This is a genomic window from Thermincola ferriacetica (assembly GCF_001263415.1).
Taxonomy (GTDB): Bacteria; Bacillota; Thermincolia; order Thermincolales; family Thermincolaceae; genus Thermincola; species Thermincola ferriacetica.
On record NZ_LGTE01000010.1, the window covers coordinates 15,026 to 33,185 of the forward strand.

General features: G+C 44.8%; 18 protein-coding genes and 1 riboswitch. Of the genes, 16 read left to right on the forward strand and 2 right to left on the reverse strand.

From position 1 onward, the window contains the following. Positions 1-61: 61 nt before the first annotated feature. Positions 62-243: riboswitch (cobalamin riboswitch) on the reverse strand. Between the two features lie 345 nt (positions 244-588). The 10 genes from Tfer_RS07855 (at position 589) to Tfer_RS07900 (ending at position 12,751) form a co-directional block, all read left to right on the forward strand. After that, positions 589-1,410 carry a GGDEF domain-containing protein gene (locus Tfer_RS07855; protein WP_160315541.1) on the forward strand — a complete coding sequence of 274 codons (822 nt, stop codon included), beginning with the start codon at positions 589-591 and terminating at the stop codon, positions 1,408-1,410. A gap of 83 nt (positions 1,411-1,493) precedes the next feature. Then, positions 1,494-5,063 (forward strand): chromosome segregation protein SMC, encoded by a 3,570-nt coding sequence (gene smc, locus Tfer_RS07860; protein WP_052217860.1) that lies wholly within the window; start codon positions 1,494-1,496, stop codon positions 5,061-5,063. A gap of 82 nt (positions 5,064-5,145) precedes the next feature. Then, positions 5,146-6,288, forward strand: a complete 1,143-nt coding sequence (locus Tfer_RS07865; protein ID WP_052217863.1) for a hypothetical protein — start codon at positions 5,146-5,148, stop codon at positions 6,286-6,288. 70 nt (positions 6,289-6,358) lie between these two features. Next, positions 6,359-7,273 carry a signal recognition particle-docking protein FtsY gene (gene ftsY / locus Tfer_RS07870; protein WP_052217865.1) on the forward strand — a complete coding sequence of 305 codons (915 nt, stop codon included), beginning with the start codon at positions 6,359-6,361 and terminating at the stop codon, positions 7,271-7,273. Positions 7,274-7,289: 16 nt separating this feature from the next. Beyond that, positions 7,290-8,084 carry an S-methyl-5'-thioadenosine phosphorylase gene (gene mtnP, locus Tfer_RS07875; protein WP_052217867.1) on the forward strand — a complete coding sequence of 265 codons (795 nt, stop codon included), beginning with the start codon at positions 7,290-7,292 and terminating at the stop codon, positions 8,082-8,084. A 48-nt stretch (positions 8,085-8,132) separates the two neighbouring features. Then, positions 8,133-9,173, forward strand: a complete 1,041-nt coding sequence (mtnA, locus tag Tfer_RS07880) for an S-methyl-5-thioribose-1-phosphate isomerase (protein ID WP_052217869.1) — start codon at positions 8,133-8,135, stop codon at positions 9,171-9,173. Beyond that, entirely contained in the window at positions 9,174-10,433 is a 1,260-nt protein-coding gene (locus Tfer_RS07885; RefSeq protein WP_083436849.1) for an adenosylhomocysteinase, read from the forward strand. It abuts the gene before it with no gap. A 21-nt stretch (positions 10,434-10,454) separates the two neighbouring features. Further along, complete coding sequence (locus Tfer_RS07890) at positions 10,455-11,012, forward strand: aldolase (protein ID WP_052217871.1); 558 nt, start codon at positions 10,455-10,457, stop codon at positions 11,010-11,012. Between the two features lie 36 nt (positions 11,013-11,048). Beyond that, positions 11,049-12,344 carry an amidohydrolase gene (locus tag Tfer_RS07895; RefSeq protein WP_052217873.1) on the forward strand — a complete coding sequence of 432 codons (1,296 nt, stop codon included), beginning with the start codon at positions 11,049-11,051 and terminating at the stop codon, positions 12,342-12,344. Positions 12,345-12,568: 224 nt separating this feature from the next. Beyond that, on the forward strand, positions 12,569-12,751 hold the full coding sequence (locus tag Tfer_RS07900) for a hypothetical protein (RefSeq protein ID WP_013120904.1): 183 nt from the start codon (positions 12,569-12,571) through the stop codon (positions 12,749-12,751). Positions 12,752-12,827: 76 nt separating this feature from the next. Here Tfer_RS07900 and Tfer_RS07905 read toward each other — a convergent pair whose 3' ends face one another. Continuing rightward, entirely contained in the window at positions 12,828-13,817 is a 990-nt protein-coding gene (locus tag Tfer_RS07905; RefSeq protein WP_052217874.1) for an inorganic phosphate transporter, read from the reverse strand. Next, positions 13,810-14,439 (reverse strand): DUF47 domain-containing protein, encoded by a 630-nt coding sequence (locus tag Tfer_RS07910; protein WP_052217876.1) that lies wholly within the window; start codon positions 14,437-14,439, stop codon positions 13,810-13,812. Before Tfer_RS07910 ends, Tfer_RS07905 begins: the two co-directional genes overlap by 8 nt. A 256-nt stretch (positions 14,440-14,695) precedes the next feature. Between Tfer_RS07910 and Tfer_RS07915 the strand changes: the two genes are divergently transcribed. From Tfer_RS07915 to rimM, 6 genes are all read left to right on the forward strand, one after another. Next, positions 14,696-15,046 carry a putative DNA-binding protein gene (locus tag Tfer_RS07915; RefSeq protein ID WP_013120901.1) on the forward strand — a complete coding sequence of 117 codons (351 nt, stop codon included), beginning with the start codon at positions 14,696-14,698 and terminating at the stop codon, positions 15,044-15,046. Between the two features lie 82 nt (positions 15,047-15,128). Beyond that, positions 15,129-16,478 (forward strand): signal recognition particle protein, encoded by a 1,350-nt coding sequence (gene ffh, locus Tfer_RS07920; RefSeq protein ID WP_486679324.1) that lies wholly within the window; start codon positions 15,129-15,131, stop codon positions 16,476-16,478. Between the two features lie 47 nt (positions 16,479-16,525). After that, a complete protein-coding gene (gene rpsP, locus Tfer_RS07925; RefSeq protein ID WP_013120899.1) occupies positions 16,526-16,774 on the forward strand; it encodes a 30S ribosomal protein S16 in 249 nt (82 codons plus the stop codon). Positions 16,775-16,803: 29 nt separating this feature from the next. Next, positions 16,804-17,031, forward strand: coding sequence for a KH domain-containing protein (locus Tfer_RS07930; RefSeq protein WP_013120898.1), 228 nt, complete (start codon positions 16,804-16,806; stop codon positions 17,029-17,031). Between the two features lie 181 nt (positions 17,032-17,212). Beyond that, positions 17,213-17,647, forward strand: coding sequence for a YlqD family protein (locus Tfer_RS07935; RefSeq protein ID WP_242843565.1), 435 nt, complete (start codon positions 17,213-17,215; stop codon positions 17,645-17,647). After that, a complete protein-coding gene (rimM, locus tag Tfer_RS07940; RefSeq protein ID WP_052217880.1) occupies positions 17,631-18,155 on the forward strand; it encodes a ribosome maturation factor RimM in 525 nt (174 codons plus the stop codon). Before Tfer_RS07935 ends, rimM begins: the two co-directional genes overlap by 17 nt. The last annotated feature ends 5 nt before the right edge of the window (positions 18,156-18,160 follow it).

Genomic DNA, 18,160 nt, shown 5'->3' on the forward strand with positions numbered 1-18,160 from the left:
CAGAACCATCTAGGCTCTGGACTTTACCATCATCCAAGCTGCATTTTTGCCTCCGCGGGCAAAATACCGACAGTTTCTGGCAGGTCTCCTGGCTTATGGATCATCACGGGCCTTACGCCTTCCCCGGAAAAACCGAGTGGCACAATTGTAAGGCCATTCCCCAATTACAGTGGCGGGACCGCTTAGGATTTTAACCTAATTCCCTATTCTCCCATATCGGGCACCAGAAACAATTTATTAGTTTTTATATTTCTATTCGCGAAAAATTGGCCAATTCCTTTTGGGTTTAATAATTTACTTGAAAAATTTGAAAAATGTTACTTTGAAAAACCGTAATTCATAAAGGTAATTGGTAAAAAATGTAGAAATCTATTTTGGAGCGGGTGGTGAAAAATGAGGCAGTGGAATTATTATAGGGATAATCATATTTTTGTAATCATAATGAGGTGGGTACTGGTTTTATTTTCTCCTGTACTTTACCACATCAGTCGGCTTTGGCCGCAGGGCCTGGATTTTTATGCATTAATTACATTTATTGCAGTCAATGTTTTTTTGACTGCTGCCACATATTTTCGCTGGAAGCTTTCTATGCGTCTGTGGGTAGTTGTACACCTGCTGGATGCTATAATCATCAGTATAATGGTAACTGCCAGAGGCGGAGTAGGCAGCGAGAATTTTAACGTTTATTATTTACTGGTGTTACAGGCCGGCATGCTATTCGGGTTCAGACCGGCTCTATACTGCCTGATTTTAGCCAGTATTTCTTATCTGATAGCGGTAATTCTCACATATCCCCAGGGCTATGAATGGAATGTTTTGGAGATAAGGCTGATCTACCTGTGGCTCATAGGCCTTACCAGTTCATACCTGGCTTTTTCTGAAAAAAAACAGCATCATTCTGCGAGCATTGATTTCCTGACCAGGACTTATAACCGGAAATTTCTACAGGCTACTGTAGAGGAGGAGTTCATCAGGGCCAGGGATGCCGGGGATAGCCTTAGTGTCATAATGATTGATTTGGATAATTTTAAAGAAATTAACGACCGGTACGGTCACTTGGCCGGAGACAGCGTCCTTGAGAAAATCGCCGCTATAATAAAAGCAAAAATACGGGAGATTGACGTAGCTGCCCGGTACGGGGGAGAGGAATTTGTAGTTGTCCTCCCATCTGTCACCCGTGACCTGGCTGTTGAATTTGCGGAGCTGATCAGAGATGCTGTTCAGAAGACTTGCTTTGAAATCATAGGCAACGATGGAGAGGTTTATAAAATAAATGTTACGGTCAGTTGTGGCGTGGCATGTTTCCACAGCGGTGTACAAAGTATTGATGAGTTACTGGCAAAGGCTGATGAATGCTTGTACAGGGCCAAGCAGATGGGCAGGAACAGGGTTGAGGCAGATTTTTGTTAAATACAGCGCCCGTTTTCTTTTTCAGGTTGGTATGGTAAAATTAATATGGTTTATTGAAGCCGACTTAAGGAGGAGAAACCCAGTTGTATTTAAAACGTTTGGAAATCCAAGGGTTTAAGTCGCTGGCTGATAAGACTGAACTGTATTTTAACCCTGGAATTACTGCCGTTGTCGGCCCAAATGGCAGTGGTAAAAGTAACATATCTGATGCCATTCGCTGGGTTTTGGGCGAACAGAGCGCAAAAATCCTACGGGGAGCCAAGATGGAAGACGTCATTTTTTCCGGCAGCGATAAAAGAAAACCTGTCGGTATGGCTGAGGTTACCCTGACTTTAGACAATTCTACAGGGATATTCCCGGTTGAATACAGCGAAGTTACTGTTACTCGCCGTGTGTTCAGATCCGGGGAGAGCGAATTTTTTATTAACAAGACACCCTGCCGGCTGAAAGATATTCATGAACTGTTTATGGATACCGGTATTGGCAAGGAAGGTTATTCCATTATCGGGCAAGGAAAAATAGACGAGATATTAAGTTCCAAATCAGAAGACCGGCGTTTGATTATTGAAGAGGCTGCCGGCATAGTAAAATATAAGAACCGTAAGCTCCAGGCTGTCCGCAAACTGGAAGATACCGAGCAAAACATGGTCCGGATTAACGACATCATAGCAGAGTTGGAAAACCAGGTAGGCCCGCTGGAGGAGCAAGCCACCAGGGCAAAAACATACATTGGCTATAAAGAAGAACTGGACAAGCTGGAAATAAATCTTGCCGTTCATCAGTTAACCGACCAGAAAGATCGTTTAGAGACCCTGACGGGTGAGGAAGCAAAGCTGCGTCAGGATATTATTGCCCTGGAGACAGAGGTGCGTAAAACAGACTCCGAAATCGAAGAACTTAAACACGACCTACACCTGACCAACGAAAATATTAATAATTTGCAGCAGGATATTTTTGAGAAAAGCAGTGCCATAGAAAAGCTGGAAGCTGATATCAGGATAAACGGAGAACGGAACAAAAACCTTAAAGAGCGACAGGAGCGGTTGCAGGCAGAAATTAATGAATTATCGGGCAAACAGGCGGCCATTCGGGAGCAATCCAGAGGAGAAATGGAAGGCTACGAGAAACTGGTCCACAACATTAGGACTATGGAGACCGAACTGGCCGAACTGGAGGCCCAGTTGAGGGAACTGGAAGCCGATAACCGGAGTAAAATCGACGATATAGAGCAGGCCAAGGGAGAAATAATCGATACTCTAAATGAAACTGCTGCTTTGAACAACCGGCTCCATGCCTTGGAGGCAGAGGAAAAATCCCTGCAAAAACGCAGGGAACAGCTCGTAACCCTGATAAAGGATGTCTCCGCAGACCGGCAACAGATATTGGCAACTTTGGAAAGTTTAAATATTAGCATCCGGGAAACGGAAGATGAACTCTCTTCTGCCGAAACAAAAATAAAAGATATTGCTGCCAAAATCAATGAAAATAGGGTTAAAATTCAGGATGTTACTCGCGAATTCAATAATTTAACGGAAGAAAAACAAAAACTGGCTTCTAAATTAAAAGCCCTGGAAGAGATGGAGCAGGATTATGAGGGCTATCACAAAGGCGTCCGGGAAATTTTAAAAGCCGGTAAACAAAAGAAGTTGGCCGGTATCTGCGGCGTAGTGGCTGAACTCTTAAACGTCCCGAAGAAATATGAAATTGCGGTAGAGGTAGCATTGGGCGGCGCTTTGCAGTTTATTGTGACCAGAACCGACAAGGATGCTAAAGCCGCCATTGACTTTTTAAAGAAATGCAATGCCGGGCGGGCTACTTTTTTACCGCTTAATACGGTCAAGGCCAAAGAACTGCGCAGCTCGGACAAGATTTTGAAGGCTAAAGGATGTGTTGGGATAGCTGCCGAGTTGGTTACCTTTGATCGGGAATATGAACCGGCAGTAAAAAGCCTTTTGGGAAATATCATAGTAGCCGAAGACATTGATACAGCTTTGCAAATAGCTAAAGATAATGAGTTTAGCTTTAAAGTGGTTACTTTGGACGGAGACGTGGTTAACCCGGGGGGGTCCTTAACAGGCGGCAGCTACAACAAGAGCCGCAGCAACCTCCTGGGACGAAAGCGGGAAATCGAAGAACTGGCGGTTGCTATTGCTGTCCTGCAGGTACAGGTTAAAGCGGTACAGGATAAGGAAGCTGCTTTGCAGAAAGAGAAGGAAAAGCTGACCGGAGAATTGGAAAGCATTAAGGAAAGCCAACAGGTGGGCCAACTGAGAATCGCCGGCTTAAAGGCTGAAATGGAACAGGTCAAGATTCAAAAGTCTAAACTGGAGCAGAGTTTGGAGGTTTATGAAATGGAAGCAGCCCAGTTAGACGAACGGCTGAAGGAGGTTTTAACCCAGAACGGAGAAATTACCGGAAAAATCCAACAGTTGAAAATCCGGCATGATGAATTGAACAAAAGGGTGGCCGAGAGTCAGCAGGACTTTGCTTCGCTGGAAGTCCACAGAAACGAGGTCACCGGTAAAGTTACCGCTAAAAAAATTGAACTGGCCAGGTTGAGGCAGGAAGAAATAAGTTGTCGGCAAACTCTTGACAGGGTGCGCCAGGAGATTGATGAATTGGCCGGGCAAATCAGGGTGAAATCGGAAGAAATCGATTTTATTGGTCGGCAAGAAGGCAATATTGCAGTTGAAAACAGCAAACTAGAAAAACTGATTACTACTTTAGTCGAAGAAAAAATGGGCATGGAAGAGCGCGTTAGCGCATTAAAAAACCACAGGGACCATTTGGCCGGCCAGATTGAACTTAAAGAGACCTCCGCCAAAAATGCGAACAGGCAATTTGCCAGTTTACAAAATCAGATTCACAGCCTGGAAGTTAAGAAAACCAGGCTGGAGGCGGAAATGGAAAATGAGCAAAGTAAACTCCTGGAAGAATTCGGGTTAACTTATGAGGAAGCTTTGCTGCAAAAAACGGAAATCAGCAGCAAACGGGAAGCTCAGGCCCGGATTAAGGAACTGAAGTCTCTCATTGCGGACTTGGGAGCAGTTAACCTTGCTGCCATCGAAGAATTTGAGAAAGTTAGCGAGAGATATAATTTTCTGAAAGCCCAGTATGCCGATCTTGAGGAAGCCAGAGTTTCTTTGTATAAAGTTATTTCAGAAATGGACCAGATAATGAGCAAGCGTTTCTGCAAAGCTTACGAAGAAATCAACGAAAATTTCCGGCGAGTTTTTACCGAGCTTTTTGGCGGCGGACATGCCGAACTTCAGATGACCGACAAAGAAAATATCCTGGAAACAGGAGTGGAGATAATTGCTCAACCGCCCGGCAAAAAACCGCAGCATTTATCATTATTATCCGGCGGTGAACGGGCCTTAACCGCTATTTCACTTTTATTTGCCGTACTCATGGTCAAACCGAGTCCTTTTTGTGTCCTGGACGAAATAGAAGCTTCCCTTGATGAAGCTAATGTTGACCGTTATGCCGCCTTCCTGCGCAAGTTTTCCAAGCAAACCCAGTTTATTGTTGTGACCCACAGGAAAGGAACTATGGAAGCAGCCGATGTTTTATATGGAGTCACCATTGACGATACGGGCGTTTCCAAAATGGTCTCCATGAAACTGGCCGACGCCATAAGCAAGGTAAGTTAGCCTGCATACCCTGTTTTAGGTAAGGAAACAATATAAGTGTTCCGGTAGCGGAACGCTTATATTTTACTTAGGGGGTTAAAGAATGCAGGTTAAAGGTGTGGCAAGATATATTGTGGAGAGGCTTTTTAAAAGAACAGTAGAAATCAGCCAAGGCAGAAACGTCGGTTGCATCGGCCTGGTTAACGCCGATGGCATTATAGACCGGATAACTCCCTTGATTGACGGGGGCTTGTCCGGTTTACCTATTCGTAGGCAATTGGATACCATAACCGACATGTCGGGGAAGTCGCTGATTGAGGGATTGGTGCAAATGCCTGAGAATGCTGTTATTTTGATGACTCGCCCAGGCAAGACAGGAATTATTACTGATGTGGGTGGAGTAGATGTCTATGACCGACCGATGATTGCTGTTGGCGTCAAACGCAAGGCTTTAGCCGGTGTCGGTATTATATATCCCAAGCCTGAATATTTTGATATGGCTACGGAATCGGAAGAAATAGATATTCATATCCTGGCAGCTAAGACTATGGAAGAGGAAAAAGAAATACTCAGGAATTCAGCCGTCATGAGTCTCAAGTATCTTGAAATATCTGGGCCGCTCGAAGTTTTGGACATATCCGAACAGCCGGAAATAAAAAAGGAAGAAATCCTTCAGAACGACTGGCGGTTGCCGAGGCCGGAAGTAAAATCCATGGATAAAAGTCTGGCGGAAAAGTTGGTGTCCAGGTCCATGGCTGTAGGCCAGGGACGTGAAGTGGCTACTATCGCCGTTGTAAACGAAAAGGGGCATGTGGAACCGAAAGGAGATATCGTTGTAGGAGGTATAGGGTATGTTCCGTCTCGCATTTTGGCTTCCAGTTGTGTGGATATAACCGGTAAGTCTTTACGGCAGATTTATGCCCACGAAGTGCCGGAAAATGCAGTAATCGTGCATACCCATCCCGGTGGAACCGGTGTCATGCATATAGGGGATGCAAATGCCGGTCCGGGCTTCTGGGGTAGGCCCATAATCGCTGTTGGTCACGATAATGACGGAAAAATTCTGGGGGCCACGGTTATTGAAGTGACCAACCGAGTTTTTGAACTGGCAGATGAAGATGAAGAGTTGGGCCAGTGTTTCTTTGCGGCGCGGACTCCGCAGGAAGAGGCGGACATCCGGAATCGTAAATTCGGTGTGGCCCAGGAATATACCAATTTGTGCAAACCAATTGAGATAAGGGGCTAGATATGTTAAAATATTTAGGTTAAGGTAATTACCTTAACCTAAATTTGGTTTTTGGGAGGTTTTCATAGCAGTGGGTTTTTTTTCAAAACTAAAAGAAAAGCTGACTAAAACCCGCGAGGGTTTTGTAGAAAAAATCGAATCTCTGGTTACCGCCCGGAAAAAAATCGACGAAGAACTGTATGAAGAGTTGGAAGAAGCGCTCATCCAGAGCGATGTGGGAATTAATACCGCCCTGGAACTGGTTGAAGAGCTGCGCAGAAGGGTCAAGGAGCGCAAGGTGGAAGACGCTGCCGAACTAAAAAATATCTTGCAGGAAATCATAACTGAAGTACTTATGGATGACGAAAGCCGCTTGGAATTGGAAAAAGGTAAGCCCAATGTTATTATGGTAGTGGGGGTAAACGGTGTCGGCAAAACAACCACTATCGGCAAACTGGCGTACCAGATCAAGGTCGGCGGCAGGAAAGTATTGCTGGCGGCCGGTGATACTTTCAGGGCTGCCGCTATTGACCAATTAGAAATATGGAGCAACAGGGTCGGCTGCGATATAATTAAGCATAAAGAAAATGCTGACCCGGCAGCGGTAGTTTTTGATGCTATTCAGGCTGCCCGGGCTAGGAATATAGATGTATTGATTATTGATACAGCGGGCAGGTTGCATACGAAGTCAAACCTGATGGAAGAATTGAAAAAGGTATACCGTGTTATTAACCGTGAAATGCCCGACGCTCCCCATGAAGTGCTGCTGGTTTTGGATGCTACCACCGGACAGAATGCCATCAGCCAGGCAAAACTATTCGGCGAAGCCGTAGGGGTTACCGGCATAGTATTGACTAAACTCGACGGCACCGCCAAAGGCGGCGTTATCATAGGTATTAAAAAGGAATTGGATGTCCCAGTTAAACTGATAGGCGTCGGTGAACAGATAGAAGACCTCAGGCCTTTTAAACCTGGTGAATTTGTTGAGGCATTATTCGAAAAATAGGCGGTAGGAGGTTTTTATGCCCAGGCTTGCGATAATAGGTGGAACAGGTATTTATGACCCAAGTATGTTGAACGGTTTAAAGGAACATAAAGTGGTTACGGAATACGGTGAGATAGATGTGATTACCGGCCAGTGCTGCGGGGAGGATATAGTGTTTATGAACCGGCATGGCAAAGGACATGCCCTGCCCCCCCATCGGGTTAATTACCGGGGCAACATTATGGCTTTGAAGAACCTTGGGGTAGAAAGGATTCTGGCCACTGCCGCCGTGGGTTCTTTAAACCCGGAGATGGGACCGGGCAGTTTCGTCCTTTGCGACCAGTTTATGGATTTCACGAAAAGCCGGCCCCAAACTTTTTACGAAGACGGCCAGAAAGGCGTGGTTCATATAGATATGACGGAACCTTATTGCGCGGAGCTGCGTAATACTATCTATGAAGCTGCCTGCAGTGAGGATATTCCTGTCATCCAGGGCGGCACCTATGTATGTACTGAAGGACCCAGGTTTGAAACGCCCGCCGAAATCCGGATGTACAGGCAGTTAGGAGGAGACCTGGTGGGTATGACGGGTGTACCCGAAGTGGTACTGGCCAGGGAAGCCGAAATTTGTTATGCCACGGTGGCGGTGGTCACAAATTATGCCGCCGGTATTGCCAGGGAGCCCCTGACCCATGCTGAAGTATTGGTAGCCATGCGGGAAAGTTCCGAGAGGTTTAGGAAGTTGATATTGGCTTTTGTAAAAAGGGTGCCGCACAAAAGGAACTGTCTTTGCCAAAACGCCCTAGGCGAATTGGGCACTTTGGGCAAATAAAGTGGAGCAGGACCCGTAGTCAGTTAACAGTTAGCAGAGGTGTATGCTATGGAAACAATGTGCTGGTACGAAGATAGGCTGGAATTACTGGACCAGACCAAGCTCCCCCACGAAGTTGTTTATGTCAAGTGTTTTACTGCGGAGGATGTGGCCCGTGCCATTAAGACCATGCAGGTTAGAGGAGCGCCGGCTATCGGGGCCAGCGCCGCTTTTGGCATGGCTCTGGCGGCTTTAAAGGAAGATGACGCCGATAGGCAGAAATTTCTGGCCCGCATGGAGGAAGTAGGGCGGCATTTGGCGGCAACCAGGCCCACGGCGGTCAATCTATTTTGGGCTATTGAGCGGATGCTGGCGAAAACCAGGGAGCTTGTTCAAAGCGGGGCAGACCTGAAGGAAGGTATTGTTCAGGAAGCGCTGGCCATTTACCGGGAAGATATAGAGATGAACAAAAGAATAGGCCATTACGGAAATGAAGTTGTCCCGGCAAAAGCAAATATTTTGACACATTGCAATGCAGGGGCGCTGGCTACAGCTGGTTATGGGACGGCTTTGGGAGTTATTCGGGCGGCCCATGCAGCAGGAAAAGATATTCATGTCTATGCCGATGAAACCAGGCCTTTGTTGCAGGGTGCCCGGCTTACGGCATGGGAATTAATGCAGGATAATATACCTGTGACACTGATCACCGATAACATGGCGGGCTACCTCATGCGTAAGGGTATGATTGATCTGGTTGTGGTGGGAGCGGACCGAATTGCTGCCAACGGCGATGTAGCTAACAAGATTGGTACCTATACCGTAGCAGTACTGGCAAAGGCCAATCGTGTACCTTTTTATGTGGCTGCTCCCGGTTCGACCGTTGACCTGACGTTAGTCAACGGTGACCTGATACCGATAGAGGAAAGAGGGCATGAGGAGGTTATCTCTCTTTATGGGCAAGGCGTCGCCCCCCAGGGAGTGAAGGTTTTTAATCCGGCCTTCGACGTGACACCGCATGAATTAATAACGGGTATTATCACTGATAAGGGCATTATCAGGCCGCCCTTTGTGGAAGGTCTAAAAAAACTGTTTACCGGCGAGGAGGAATAGATGAAAATGGATTATTTGGTTAGGGACATTAAACTGGCGCCCAGCGGTCACCTGAAAATAGACTGGGTAAAAGAACATATGCCTGTACTGAACGAAATTCGGAAGGAATTTGAAAAAACGAAACCTTTTGCCGGAAAAAGAATTGCTGTCAGTATCCATCTGGAGGCTAAAACCGCTTACTTAGGGAAGGTACTGAAAGCCGGCGGCGCTGACGTAGTCATCACCGGCAGCAACCCGTTATCTACTCAGGATGATGTGGCGGCAGCTCTGGTAGAAGACGGGCTGAAGGTTTTTGCCTGGTACAATGCGACGACAGAGGAATATTTCGACCACCTGGGCAAAGTTCTTGATACAGAACCCGATATCGTCATTGACGATGGCGGCGATTTGGTGAACATGCTGCACAGTGAGAAGACGCATTTACTGCCCAAGATTATCGGTGGCTGCGAAGAGACGACAACGGGGGTACTCCGCCTGCGGGCCATGGAGAAGGAAGGGCTGCTGAAATTCCCCATGATCGCAGTCAACGATGCTTACTGTAAGTACCTGTTTGATAACCGTTACGGAACGGGCGAGTCGGTTTGGACAGGTATTATGCGCACAACTAACCTGATTGTGGCAGGCAAGACCGTAGTTGTAGCCGGTTATGGTTGGTGCGGCAAAGGTATCGCTATGAAGGCCAAAGGCCTTGGCGCTAAAGTAATTGTTACGGAAATTGATCCGATCAAGGCCATTGAAGCCCATATGGACGGATTTACCGTTTTGCCCATGGATGAGGCCGCTAAATACGGAGATGTTTTCATTACCGTTACCGGGTGCAAAGATGTAATCAGGGGCAGGCATTATAAAGTCATGAAAAACGGCGCTTTGCTGGCTAATGCCGGGCATTTTGATGTGGAAATAAACAAGCCCGAATTGTTGGAAGGCGCCAAAGGGAAGCGGGTGGTCCGGCAAAATATTGAGGAGTTCGAAATGCCTGATGGCAGAAAAATATACCTGTTGGCTGAAGGCAGGCTTGTTAACCTGGCTGCCGGTGACGGGCACCCGGCGGAAATCATGGATATGTCTTTTGCCCTACAGGCCCTTTCCGCGAAATATATTCTGGAAGAAGGTAAAAAACTGGAGAAAAAGGTTTACAGGGTACCTGAGGAAATAGACAAAAAAGTAGCAGAGATTAAACTGAATTCTATGGATACCAGTATTGATAAATTGACTCCCGAACAGGAAAAATACCTGTATGGGTGGAAACACGGTGAATAATGCTGTTTGGGAGGGTGAACGGTGCTGCTGAAGGAATTTCAATTGGTAGGCGGCGGCCTTTTTGCCGCCGGTTTAAATAATTCGCATAGCGGCAACCTTAGTGTTAGAGCGGGAAAAAAGATAATTATTACCAGGCGGGGTTCCATGCTGGGCCACCTGACAGAGAAGGACCTTATTGAAACCGACCTGCTGAAAGATGGTCCCGAGCATAACCTTGTATCCCGGGAAATCGGGGTGCACAGGGCAGTGTACCTGCATACTTCGGCCCAGGCGTTAGTCCATGCCCACCCCATTTTTGCCACGGCTTTGTCCTTGGTGGAAGATGAAATTGAACCCATTGATGCTGAAGGTAAATACTACTTAAAGAAAGTGCCGGTGCTAACCGTCCGGGAAACAATAGGTTCGGCTGAGGTTGCCGAAAAGCTTCCGCTTTTGCTTCGGGAAAACAAAATTGTGGTGGTGAAAGGGCATGGCACTTTTGCAGGAGGGAAAACGCTGGAGGAAGCTTACCAGTGGACAACTTCGCTGGAACATGCGTGCAAAATTCTATATTACACACGCACTTTGCGTGCACGTTAAAGTGACTGGATAAGCCAGGATTATGGAGGGATTCCGATGAAAAAAATCATCAAAAACGTTGATGTATTGCCAATGACCGAAGAAGGCCTTGTGCTCAGGGATGCTGTAGTAGTTATTGAAGGGCACACGATAAAGTATGTCGGGGCGGCTGAAGGGCTGGAAGCAGGATGGGCTGCAGCCGAGGAAATTGACGGAGCCGGTATGCTTTTGCTACCTGGTTTTATCAATGCGCATACTCATGCGGCTATGACTTTGCTCCGGAGTTATGCCGACGATCTGCCCTTGATGCAGTGGCTGCAAGAGCGTATCTGGCCTTTGGAAGAAAAACTAACGGCAGAAGATGTATACTGGGGAACAAAACTCTGTATTTTAGAGATGATTAAGTCAGGTACCACAACTTTTGCCGATATGTATTTCTTTATGGAAGATGTGGCCAGGGCGGTAGAAGAAACGGGGATAAGAGCCTGCCTGTCAAGAGGAATGATAGGTGTTGCTCCTACCGGTCTCCAGGCGCTTGTAGAGAGCGAAGCGCTGATAGAAAAGTGGCAGGAGGGCGCCGATGGTAGAATAACTGTGATGCTTGGGCCTCACGCACCATATACATGCCCGCCCGATTACCTGGAAAAGGTGATGGCCCTGGCGGAAAAATATAAGGTCGGTATACATATTCATCTATCTGAAACATTGCAGGAAAACAATGACATCAGGAAAATGTACGGGAAATCACCGGTAGCGCATTTAAACGACTTGGGACTGTTTGAGTATCCGGTACTTGCTGCCCACTGTGTGCACGTCAGCCCGGAAGATATAAAAATTCTTCAAGCTAAAAAGGTCGGTGTCGCTCATAACCCGGAAAGCAATATGAAATTGGCCTCGGGCATTGCTCCTGTTCCCGAAATGCTTGCTGCCGGGGTTGCCGTGGGATTGGGAACCGACGGAGCGGCCAGTAACAATAACCTGGATATGCTGGAAGAAATGAGATCTGCTGCTTTGCTGCACAAAGTTAATAAAATGGACCCCACTACGATACCTTCATATAAAGCCCTGGAAATGGCCACAACCGGTTCAGCTCAGGTAGTTGGCCTTGGGGACCAAGTGGGCAAAATTGCACCGGGTTATAAGGCGGATATGATTTTAATTAATACGGAGAAAGCTCATTTATACCCGAAACACGACTATTTTGCCCATATTGTTTATGCTGCCCAGTCCTCTGATGTTGATACCGTAATAATTAACGGGAGTATCGTTATGAGAGGACGGGAAATGACGTGTTGTGACGAAAAGGAAGTTCTTCGGCAGGCTCAACGCTGTGCGGAAAGATTGATCGGATAGAATGAAAAAAGATTAACCGTCAAGAAGTGAAGGAATTTTTAGTTGAAATTTAAAACGAGTTATGATAAAATTGCAACTGTCGTTGTTTTTCAATGTATTAAGATTTTTCAAAAAAAATAAAAAAGTTTTTAAAAAAGAAGGAATTTGTTTAAACCTGTCGAATAAAATAATATATAAAACAAGTTAGTGAAGATTTTCACATTTGAGTAAGGAGGTGAAGGTGAATGGCGGGGCGTAGGTTAGCATCCTTGCGCTTAGAGAGGAACCACTTAATTGACGAATGGAAAAGCAAGAAAGGTCCCGAAAGCGCAAAACTGCTGGTTAGAATTATGGACTTAGACGATGATATTGATAGAGAAATTGATTACCTTCGCAAAAGAAACCTGAAAAAATTTGGTTCTTTTTAATTGACTGGGATTGTGAATCTGAGTACATAAAAAAGAGGCTGAAAAAGCCTCTTTTTTATGGTGCGCGTCTTGAGCTTTACCGGAAAAAGTTAATTATAAAAAATGCTATTGCTGCTACGATGGCAGAGAGTGGAGCCGTAAGGATCCAGGCATTAACAATATTTTTCGCCACGAACCATCTTACCGCCGACAGTCGTTGGGTAGAGCCTACACCCATGATGGATGCCGATATAACGTGGGTAGTGCTGACAGGCTTTCCTAATAAAGAAGCAGCTATGATTACCAGCGCTGCCGATGACTCAGCGGCAAAACCGTGTACAGGTTCAAGGCGAATGATTCGGGAACCCATGGTTTTAATTATACGCCAGCCGCCCAGAGACGTACCTAACGCCATTGCCGTAGCGCAAGCAACAACGACTAAAGTCGGCACTTTAAACTCGGGGATGAGACCGGCGGATAATAATGCCGCCGTAATAATGCCCATTGATTTCTGGGCATCATTGGAACCATGACTAAAGGCCATAAATGCGGCGGATAAGATCTGTAGTTTGGAAAAGTATTTGTTAACGTTTCTATGGGACCAGTTGCCGACAAGAATAAAAATAAATTTCATGACCAAATAGGCAATAAGAAAACCTATGATTGGAGAGGTTATAAGGGGGATAAAGATCTTTTCTATTAAGCCTCTGACATTAAGAACGGCAAACCCCCGACTTGCCACTGCCGCTCCTGCCAGGCCGCCGATTAGAGCGTGGGAAGAACTGCTGGGTAGCCCGTAATACCAGGTGAAGAGGTTCCATATAATGGAGCCGGCTAGACCGGCTATGAGGATTTCATTATTAATAAGCTTTGGGTCCACAATTCCGTTGCCGATGGTATGAGCCACTTCCGTACTCGCAAGCGCTCCCACAAAATTAAGGACTGCAGCCATTATAATTGCTTTGGCGGGCGTCAGTACTCTAGTAGATACGGAAGTGGCTATGGCATTAGCTGTATCGTGAAAACCGTTAATAAAATCAAAAACCAGGGCAAGAATAATTACGAGGATGATTAAAAGATCAAGCATATTTCACCACTACCCCGCGTATCAGTTTGGCCACCTTTTCACATCGGTCAAGGGCTGTTTCCAGTTGTTCGAAAACTTCTTTCCACTTGATAACCAAAATAGCATCATCGGCCTTTTTAAACAAATCGGCTACTCCGAACCTGTATATTTTGTCTCCTGCCGTTTCCAGTTTTTTAATCTCATAGCACAGGTCCATTATTTGGACGGTATTATTTTTGGTGTTTTTCAGGTAGTAAACTGATTGTTTAACTTTATCGGTAGCATCAACGAAAATGTCGACCATTTCTCTAAATTTCTGGATAGGAATTCCGGTTTCATAAATAACCATTTTTTCCACGGTACTGCAGATGGAATCTAATATTTCGTCCAGTTCCCTGGCCAAACTATAGATGTCTTCCCGGTCGAAAGGGGTTATAAAAGTTTGGTTCAGCTTGTCTATAATTTGTTCGGTCACTTTATCACCCTTTTGCTCAACGGCTACGAGTTCGTCGAGCCGTTCTTCCATAGCTTCATGCCTGGACATCATATCCTTTAAAAGCAGAGCGCCTTCATGTAAGATGTCTGCGGATTCTTCGAAAAGTCTAAAAAACTTATCATCCTCGGACCTGAACATTTTAAACATATTCCTTCCCCCGTAAACTTAAATTTTAGACAATAGTCTGAAAAGATTGTTAAAATTACACGAATAATTATTGTTCTTCTAGAATTGTTGATTTCCTGTTAATTCATTGTTAAATTTATGTTAACATTATGGCCCGGATTGCCGGTCCGGCGGGTAGATAAAAAAAATTAAAGATTACTTGACAATTAATATAGCCTGTTATAAAATCAAGTATGTGTAAAGGAAAATCCCTTGACACATAAGAGGGTGAAAGAGGTTGGACAAACTCGGTTGGATTTCACTGCTCCTGGATTTTTATGGCCCACTGTTGACGGATAAACAATTTGCATACATGGAAATGTACTATAATAATGATTTGTCGCTTGGTGAAATAGCGGAAGAACATTCCGTAAGTCGGCAGGCGGTTTACGACATAATAAAGCGGGGCGAAAAAATCCTTGAGGAATACGAAAACAAATTGGGGTTAGTGAAAAAGTTTAATAAAGAACGGGAAAAACTTAACCAGGTAGCAAAAATTATCGCGGAATTAAAAAGAAACCATAAAAACGATGAATTGGACCGGGCTTTAAAATTATTGGCTGAAGTTGTCGAAATGGAAACCCGCTAGTATATGAATCGACTAATTGATGAAAATAAACATAAATATCCAACAGAGTAAAGACCCGAATTTATAGGGAGGTCTAAATATGATATTCGAAAGCTTGGCTGAACGGCTGCAAAATACCTTCAAAAAACTTAAAGGTAAGGGAAAACTGGATGAAAAAGATGTTGACGAAGCCATGCGGGAGGTCAGGGTAGCCCTCCTGGAGGCCGATGTCAACTATAAGGTTGTAAAAGATTTTGTAAAAAAAGTCAAGGAACGGGCTATCGGGGCTGAGGTTTTAGGAAGCCTAACCCCTGGTCAGCAGGTTATTAAAATTGTCAATGATGAATTAACTGAATTGATGGGAGGTACCCAAAGTAAAATTACGATTTCTTCCAAGCCGCCCACGGTGGTTATGTTGGTGGGCCTGCAAGGAGCCGGGAAAACGACAACCGTAGGGAAATTGGGGAATCAATTGCGGAAACAGGGAAGGCGCCCTTTGCTTGTGGCAGCGGATGTATACCGGCCTGCTGCAATCAAGCAGTTGAAAGTATTGGGCGAACAATTGAATATTCCTGTTTTTAGTCTGGGAGATAAAACCAACCCTGTTGATATTGCCAAAGCTGCCGTTGAACATGCCAAATCTTATGGGAATGACATGGTGCTTATCGACACTGCCGGACGGCTGCATATCAACGAAGAGTTGATGGAGGAACTGAAAAACATCAAGGAAAGCGTCAAACCGCACGAAATATTGTTTGTCATGGATGCCACCACCGGCCAGGATGCTGTAAATGTGGCCAAGACCTTTGATGAACAGCTTGGTATTGACGGAGTCATTATTACCAAGCTCGATGGTGATACCCGTGGCGGTGCTGCTTTATCAGTAAAAGCAGTCACGGGCAAACCTATAAAATTTGTCGGAATGGGCGAAAAACTTGATGCCCTTGAGCCCTTTTTCCCTGATCGGATGGCTTCCCGTATTTTGGGTATGGGAGACGTTTTAAGCTTGATTGAAAAGGCCCAGTCAACCCTTGATGCCAATAAAGCTCGTGAATTGCAGCAAAAAATTAAGTCCCAGGATTACAACTTGGAGGATTTTTTGGAGCAGATGCGCCAGGTACGTAAAATGGGACCATTAGACCAGATTTTGGGTATGCTGCCGGGGATGGGAAATCTGAAACAATTAAAAGATGTGCAGGTTGATGAAAAAGAAATGCTGCATATCGAAGCCATCATTCAATCAATGACCCCGGAAGAAAGGCGTAACCCCTCCATCATCAAAGATAGCCGGAAAAAGAGGATTGCGAAGGGGAGCGGCACCAAAGTCAGCGATGTAAACAAACTTCTTAAGCAGTTTGACCAAACTAAGAAAATGATGAAACAAATGATGGGTATGGAAAAAATGTTGAAGAAGCGTAAAGGTGGGGGCTTTAAGCTTCCATTTTTCAAATAAAGTATATAATGTGAAAAAATTGTAAGATTATATAAGGAGGTGAAAACATGGCAACCAGAATCCGCTTGCGCAGAATGGGCGCCAAGAAAAATCCTTTTTACAGGATAGTGGTGGCCGATAAGAGGGCCCCGAGAGACGGCGCCTTTATCGAGGAAATTGGTTATTACAATCCCTTGAAGGACCCTGCTGTTATAGAGGTTAATAAAGAAAAGGCTGTTGAATGGCTGAACAAGGGTGCACAACCTTCTGATACTGTCAGGTCACTTTTTACCAAAGTAGGAATAATTAATAAATAATTGTCTTTGGTTTTTCGGGGGGTGCAACCATGAAGGAATTACTTGATTACTTAGCACGGTCCCTTGTGGATAACCCGGATCAGGTGCAAATTAATGTAGTTGAGGGAGATAAATCTCTCGTTTTGGAATTGAAAGTCGCCCCTGAAGATATGGGTAAGGTTATTGGCAAACAAGGTAGAATTGCTAAGGCTATCAGAACAGTTATCAAAGCTGCTGCTGCTAAAGAAGGCAAAAAGGTTATGGTTGAAATTATATAACCCAAAGGAGGGGCTGGTTTCAGCCCCTTACTCCTATTTTTTAATATTTAGGAAATTATGCTTTGAGGTAAAATTGTGGATAACCTCAAAGCATGATTTCCGGATATCAACAAAAGTTTCCTTGAGGTTTCAATAGAAACTTTTGTTCTTTGTTATCTTATGTGTTGGGTGGGGTCTTGTTTTGGATAGTTTGACTATTTTGCGTCAGGTTACAGTAAAGGCGAAGGTTACGGAAAAATTCAAAAATACTATGGCAGCGCAAATCCAGGATGCGATCAGAAAAATTGATTTGGAGTTGCAGAATATCGATTTTCAACTGAAACGCACGGTGGCCGAATTAGAAAAACAAAATCCTGCAGGCATTCCTGCTGCGAAAAAACATTTTCAGGACGAAAGGGAAAAAAGGACCAAGGCCAGGGAACAACTGACGGAACAAATTAAGCAGATTGGTAAACTTGCTATTGGTTCAGAGATTATCCAGGGTACATTGGATACCCTTGCCGAAATAAAAGTGGGCGATAACTGGCAGGATATATTTAACGTAGAGGTTGTTGTATGTGATGACCGTATAATAGAAATACGGAGGAGAACTATCGGTAATGGAACAGGCAACTAAAAAGTTGATTGCTATCGGCAAGATTATAAATACTCATGGGCACAAGGGGGAAGTGAAGGTATTTCCTTTAACCGATGATCCCAGGAGGATGGAAGAACTAGAGAAGGTATATTTTACTTCAGGAGAGTCAACAAGGGAGTTAACCATCAAACAGGTAAGATACCATAAAAATTTTGTTGTCCTAAGTTTTGAGGAAATAAAAGACATGAATGCAGCGGAACTGCTAAAAAACGGGGAAATTTGCATTACCAAGGATGAACTGCGTTCATTACCGGAAGGCAGTTATTATATTTTTGATATTATCGGCTTAAATGTATTCACCAATGAAGGTAGATATCTGGGCGAAGTCACTGATGTAATTCAAACGGGGGCTAACGATGTTTATGAAGTCAGAGACAGTAAAAGCGGTAAACATTATTTAATACCTGCTTTAAAGCAGATAGTAAAAAGTATAGATACGGAAAAAAAAGAGATGATAATTTGCCCAATGGAAGGGCTGTTAGAATAGATGCA

Bases quoted from the DNA above. Each gene is read 5' to 3' on its own strand.
- mtnP (WP_052217867.1), top strand. From the start codon at position 7,290: ATGCCCAGGCTTGCGATAATAGGTGGAACAGGTATTTATGACCCAAGT.
- Tfer_RS07905 (WP_052217874.1), bottom strand. From the start codon at position 13,817: ATGCTTGATCTTTTAATCATCCTCGTAATTATTCTTGCCCTGGTTTTT.
- rimM (WP_052217880.1), top strand. From the start codon at position 17,631: ATGGAACAGGCAACTAAAAAGTTGATTGCTATCGGCAAGATTATAAAT.
- Tfer_RS07885 (WP_083436849.1), top strand. From the start codon at position 9,174: ATGAAAATGGATTATTTGGTTAGGGACATTAAACTGGCGCCCAGCGGT.
- Tfer_RS07910 (WP_052217876.1), bottom strand. From the start codon at position 14,439: ATGTTTAAAATGTTCAGGTCCGAGGATGATAAGTTTTTTAGACTTTTC.
- Tfer_RS07895 (WP_052217873.1), top strand. From the start codon at position 11,049: ATGAAAAAAATCATCAAAAACGTTGATGTATTGCCAATGACCGAAGAA.
- Tfer_RS07930 (WP_013120898.1), top strand. From the start codon at position 16,804: ATGAAGGAATTACTTGATTACTTAGCACGGTCCCTTGTGGATAACCCG.
- Tfer_RS07865 (WP_052217863.1), top strand. From the start codon at position 5,146: ATGCAGGTTAAAGGTGTGGCAAGATATATTGTGGAGAGGCTTTTTAAA.
- rpsP (WP_013120899.1), top strand. From the start codon at position 16,526: ATGGCAACCAGAATCCGCTTGCGCAGAATGGGCGCCAAGAAAAATCCT.
- Tfer_RS07855 (WP_160315541.1), top strand. From the start codon at position 589: ATGCGTCTGTGGGTAGTTGTACACCTGCTGGATGCTATAATCATCAGT.
- mtnA (WP_052217869.1), top strand. From the start codon at position 8,133: ATGGAAACAATGTGCTGGTACGAAGATAGGCTGGAATTACTGGACCAG.
- Tfer_RS07900 (WP_013120904.1), top strand. From the start codon at position 12,569: ATGGCGGGGCGTAGGTTAGCATCCTTGCGCTTAGAGAGGAACCACTTA.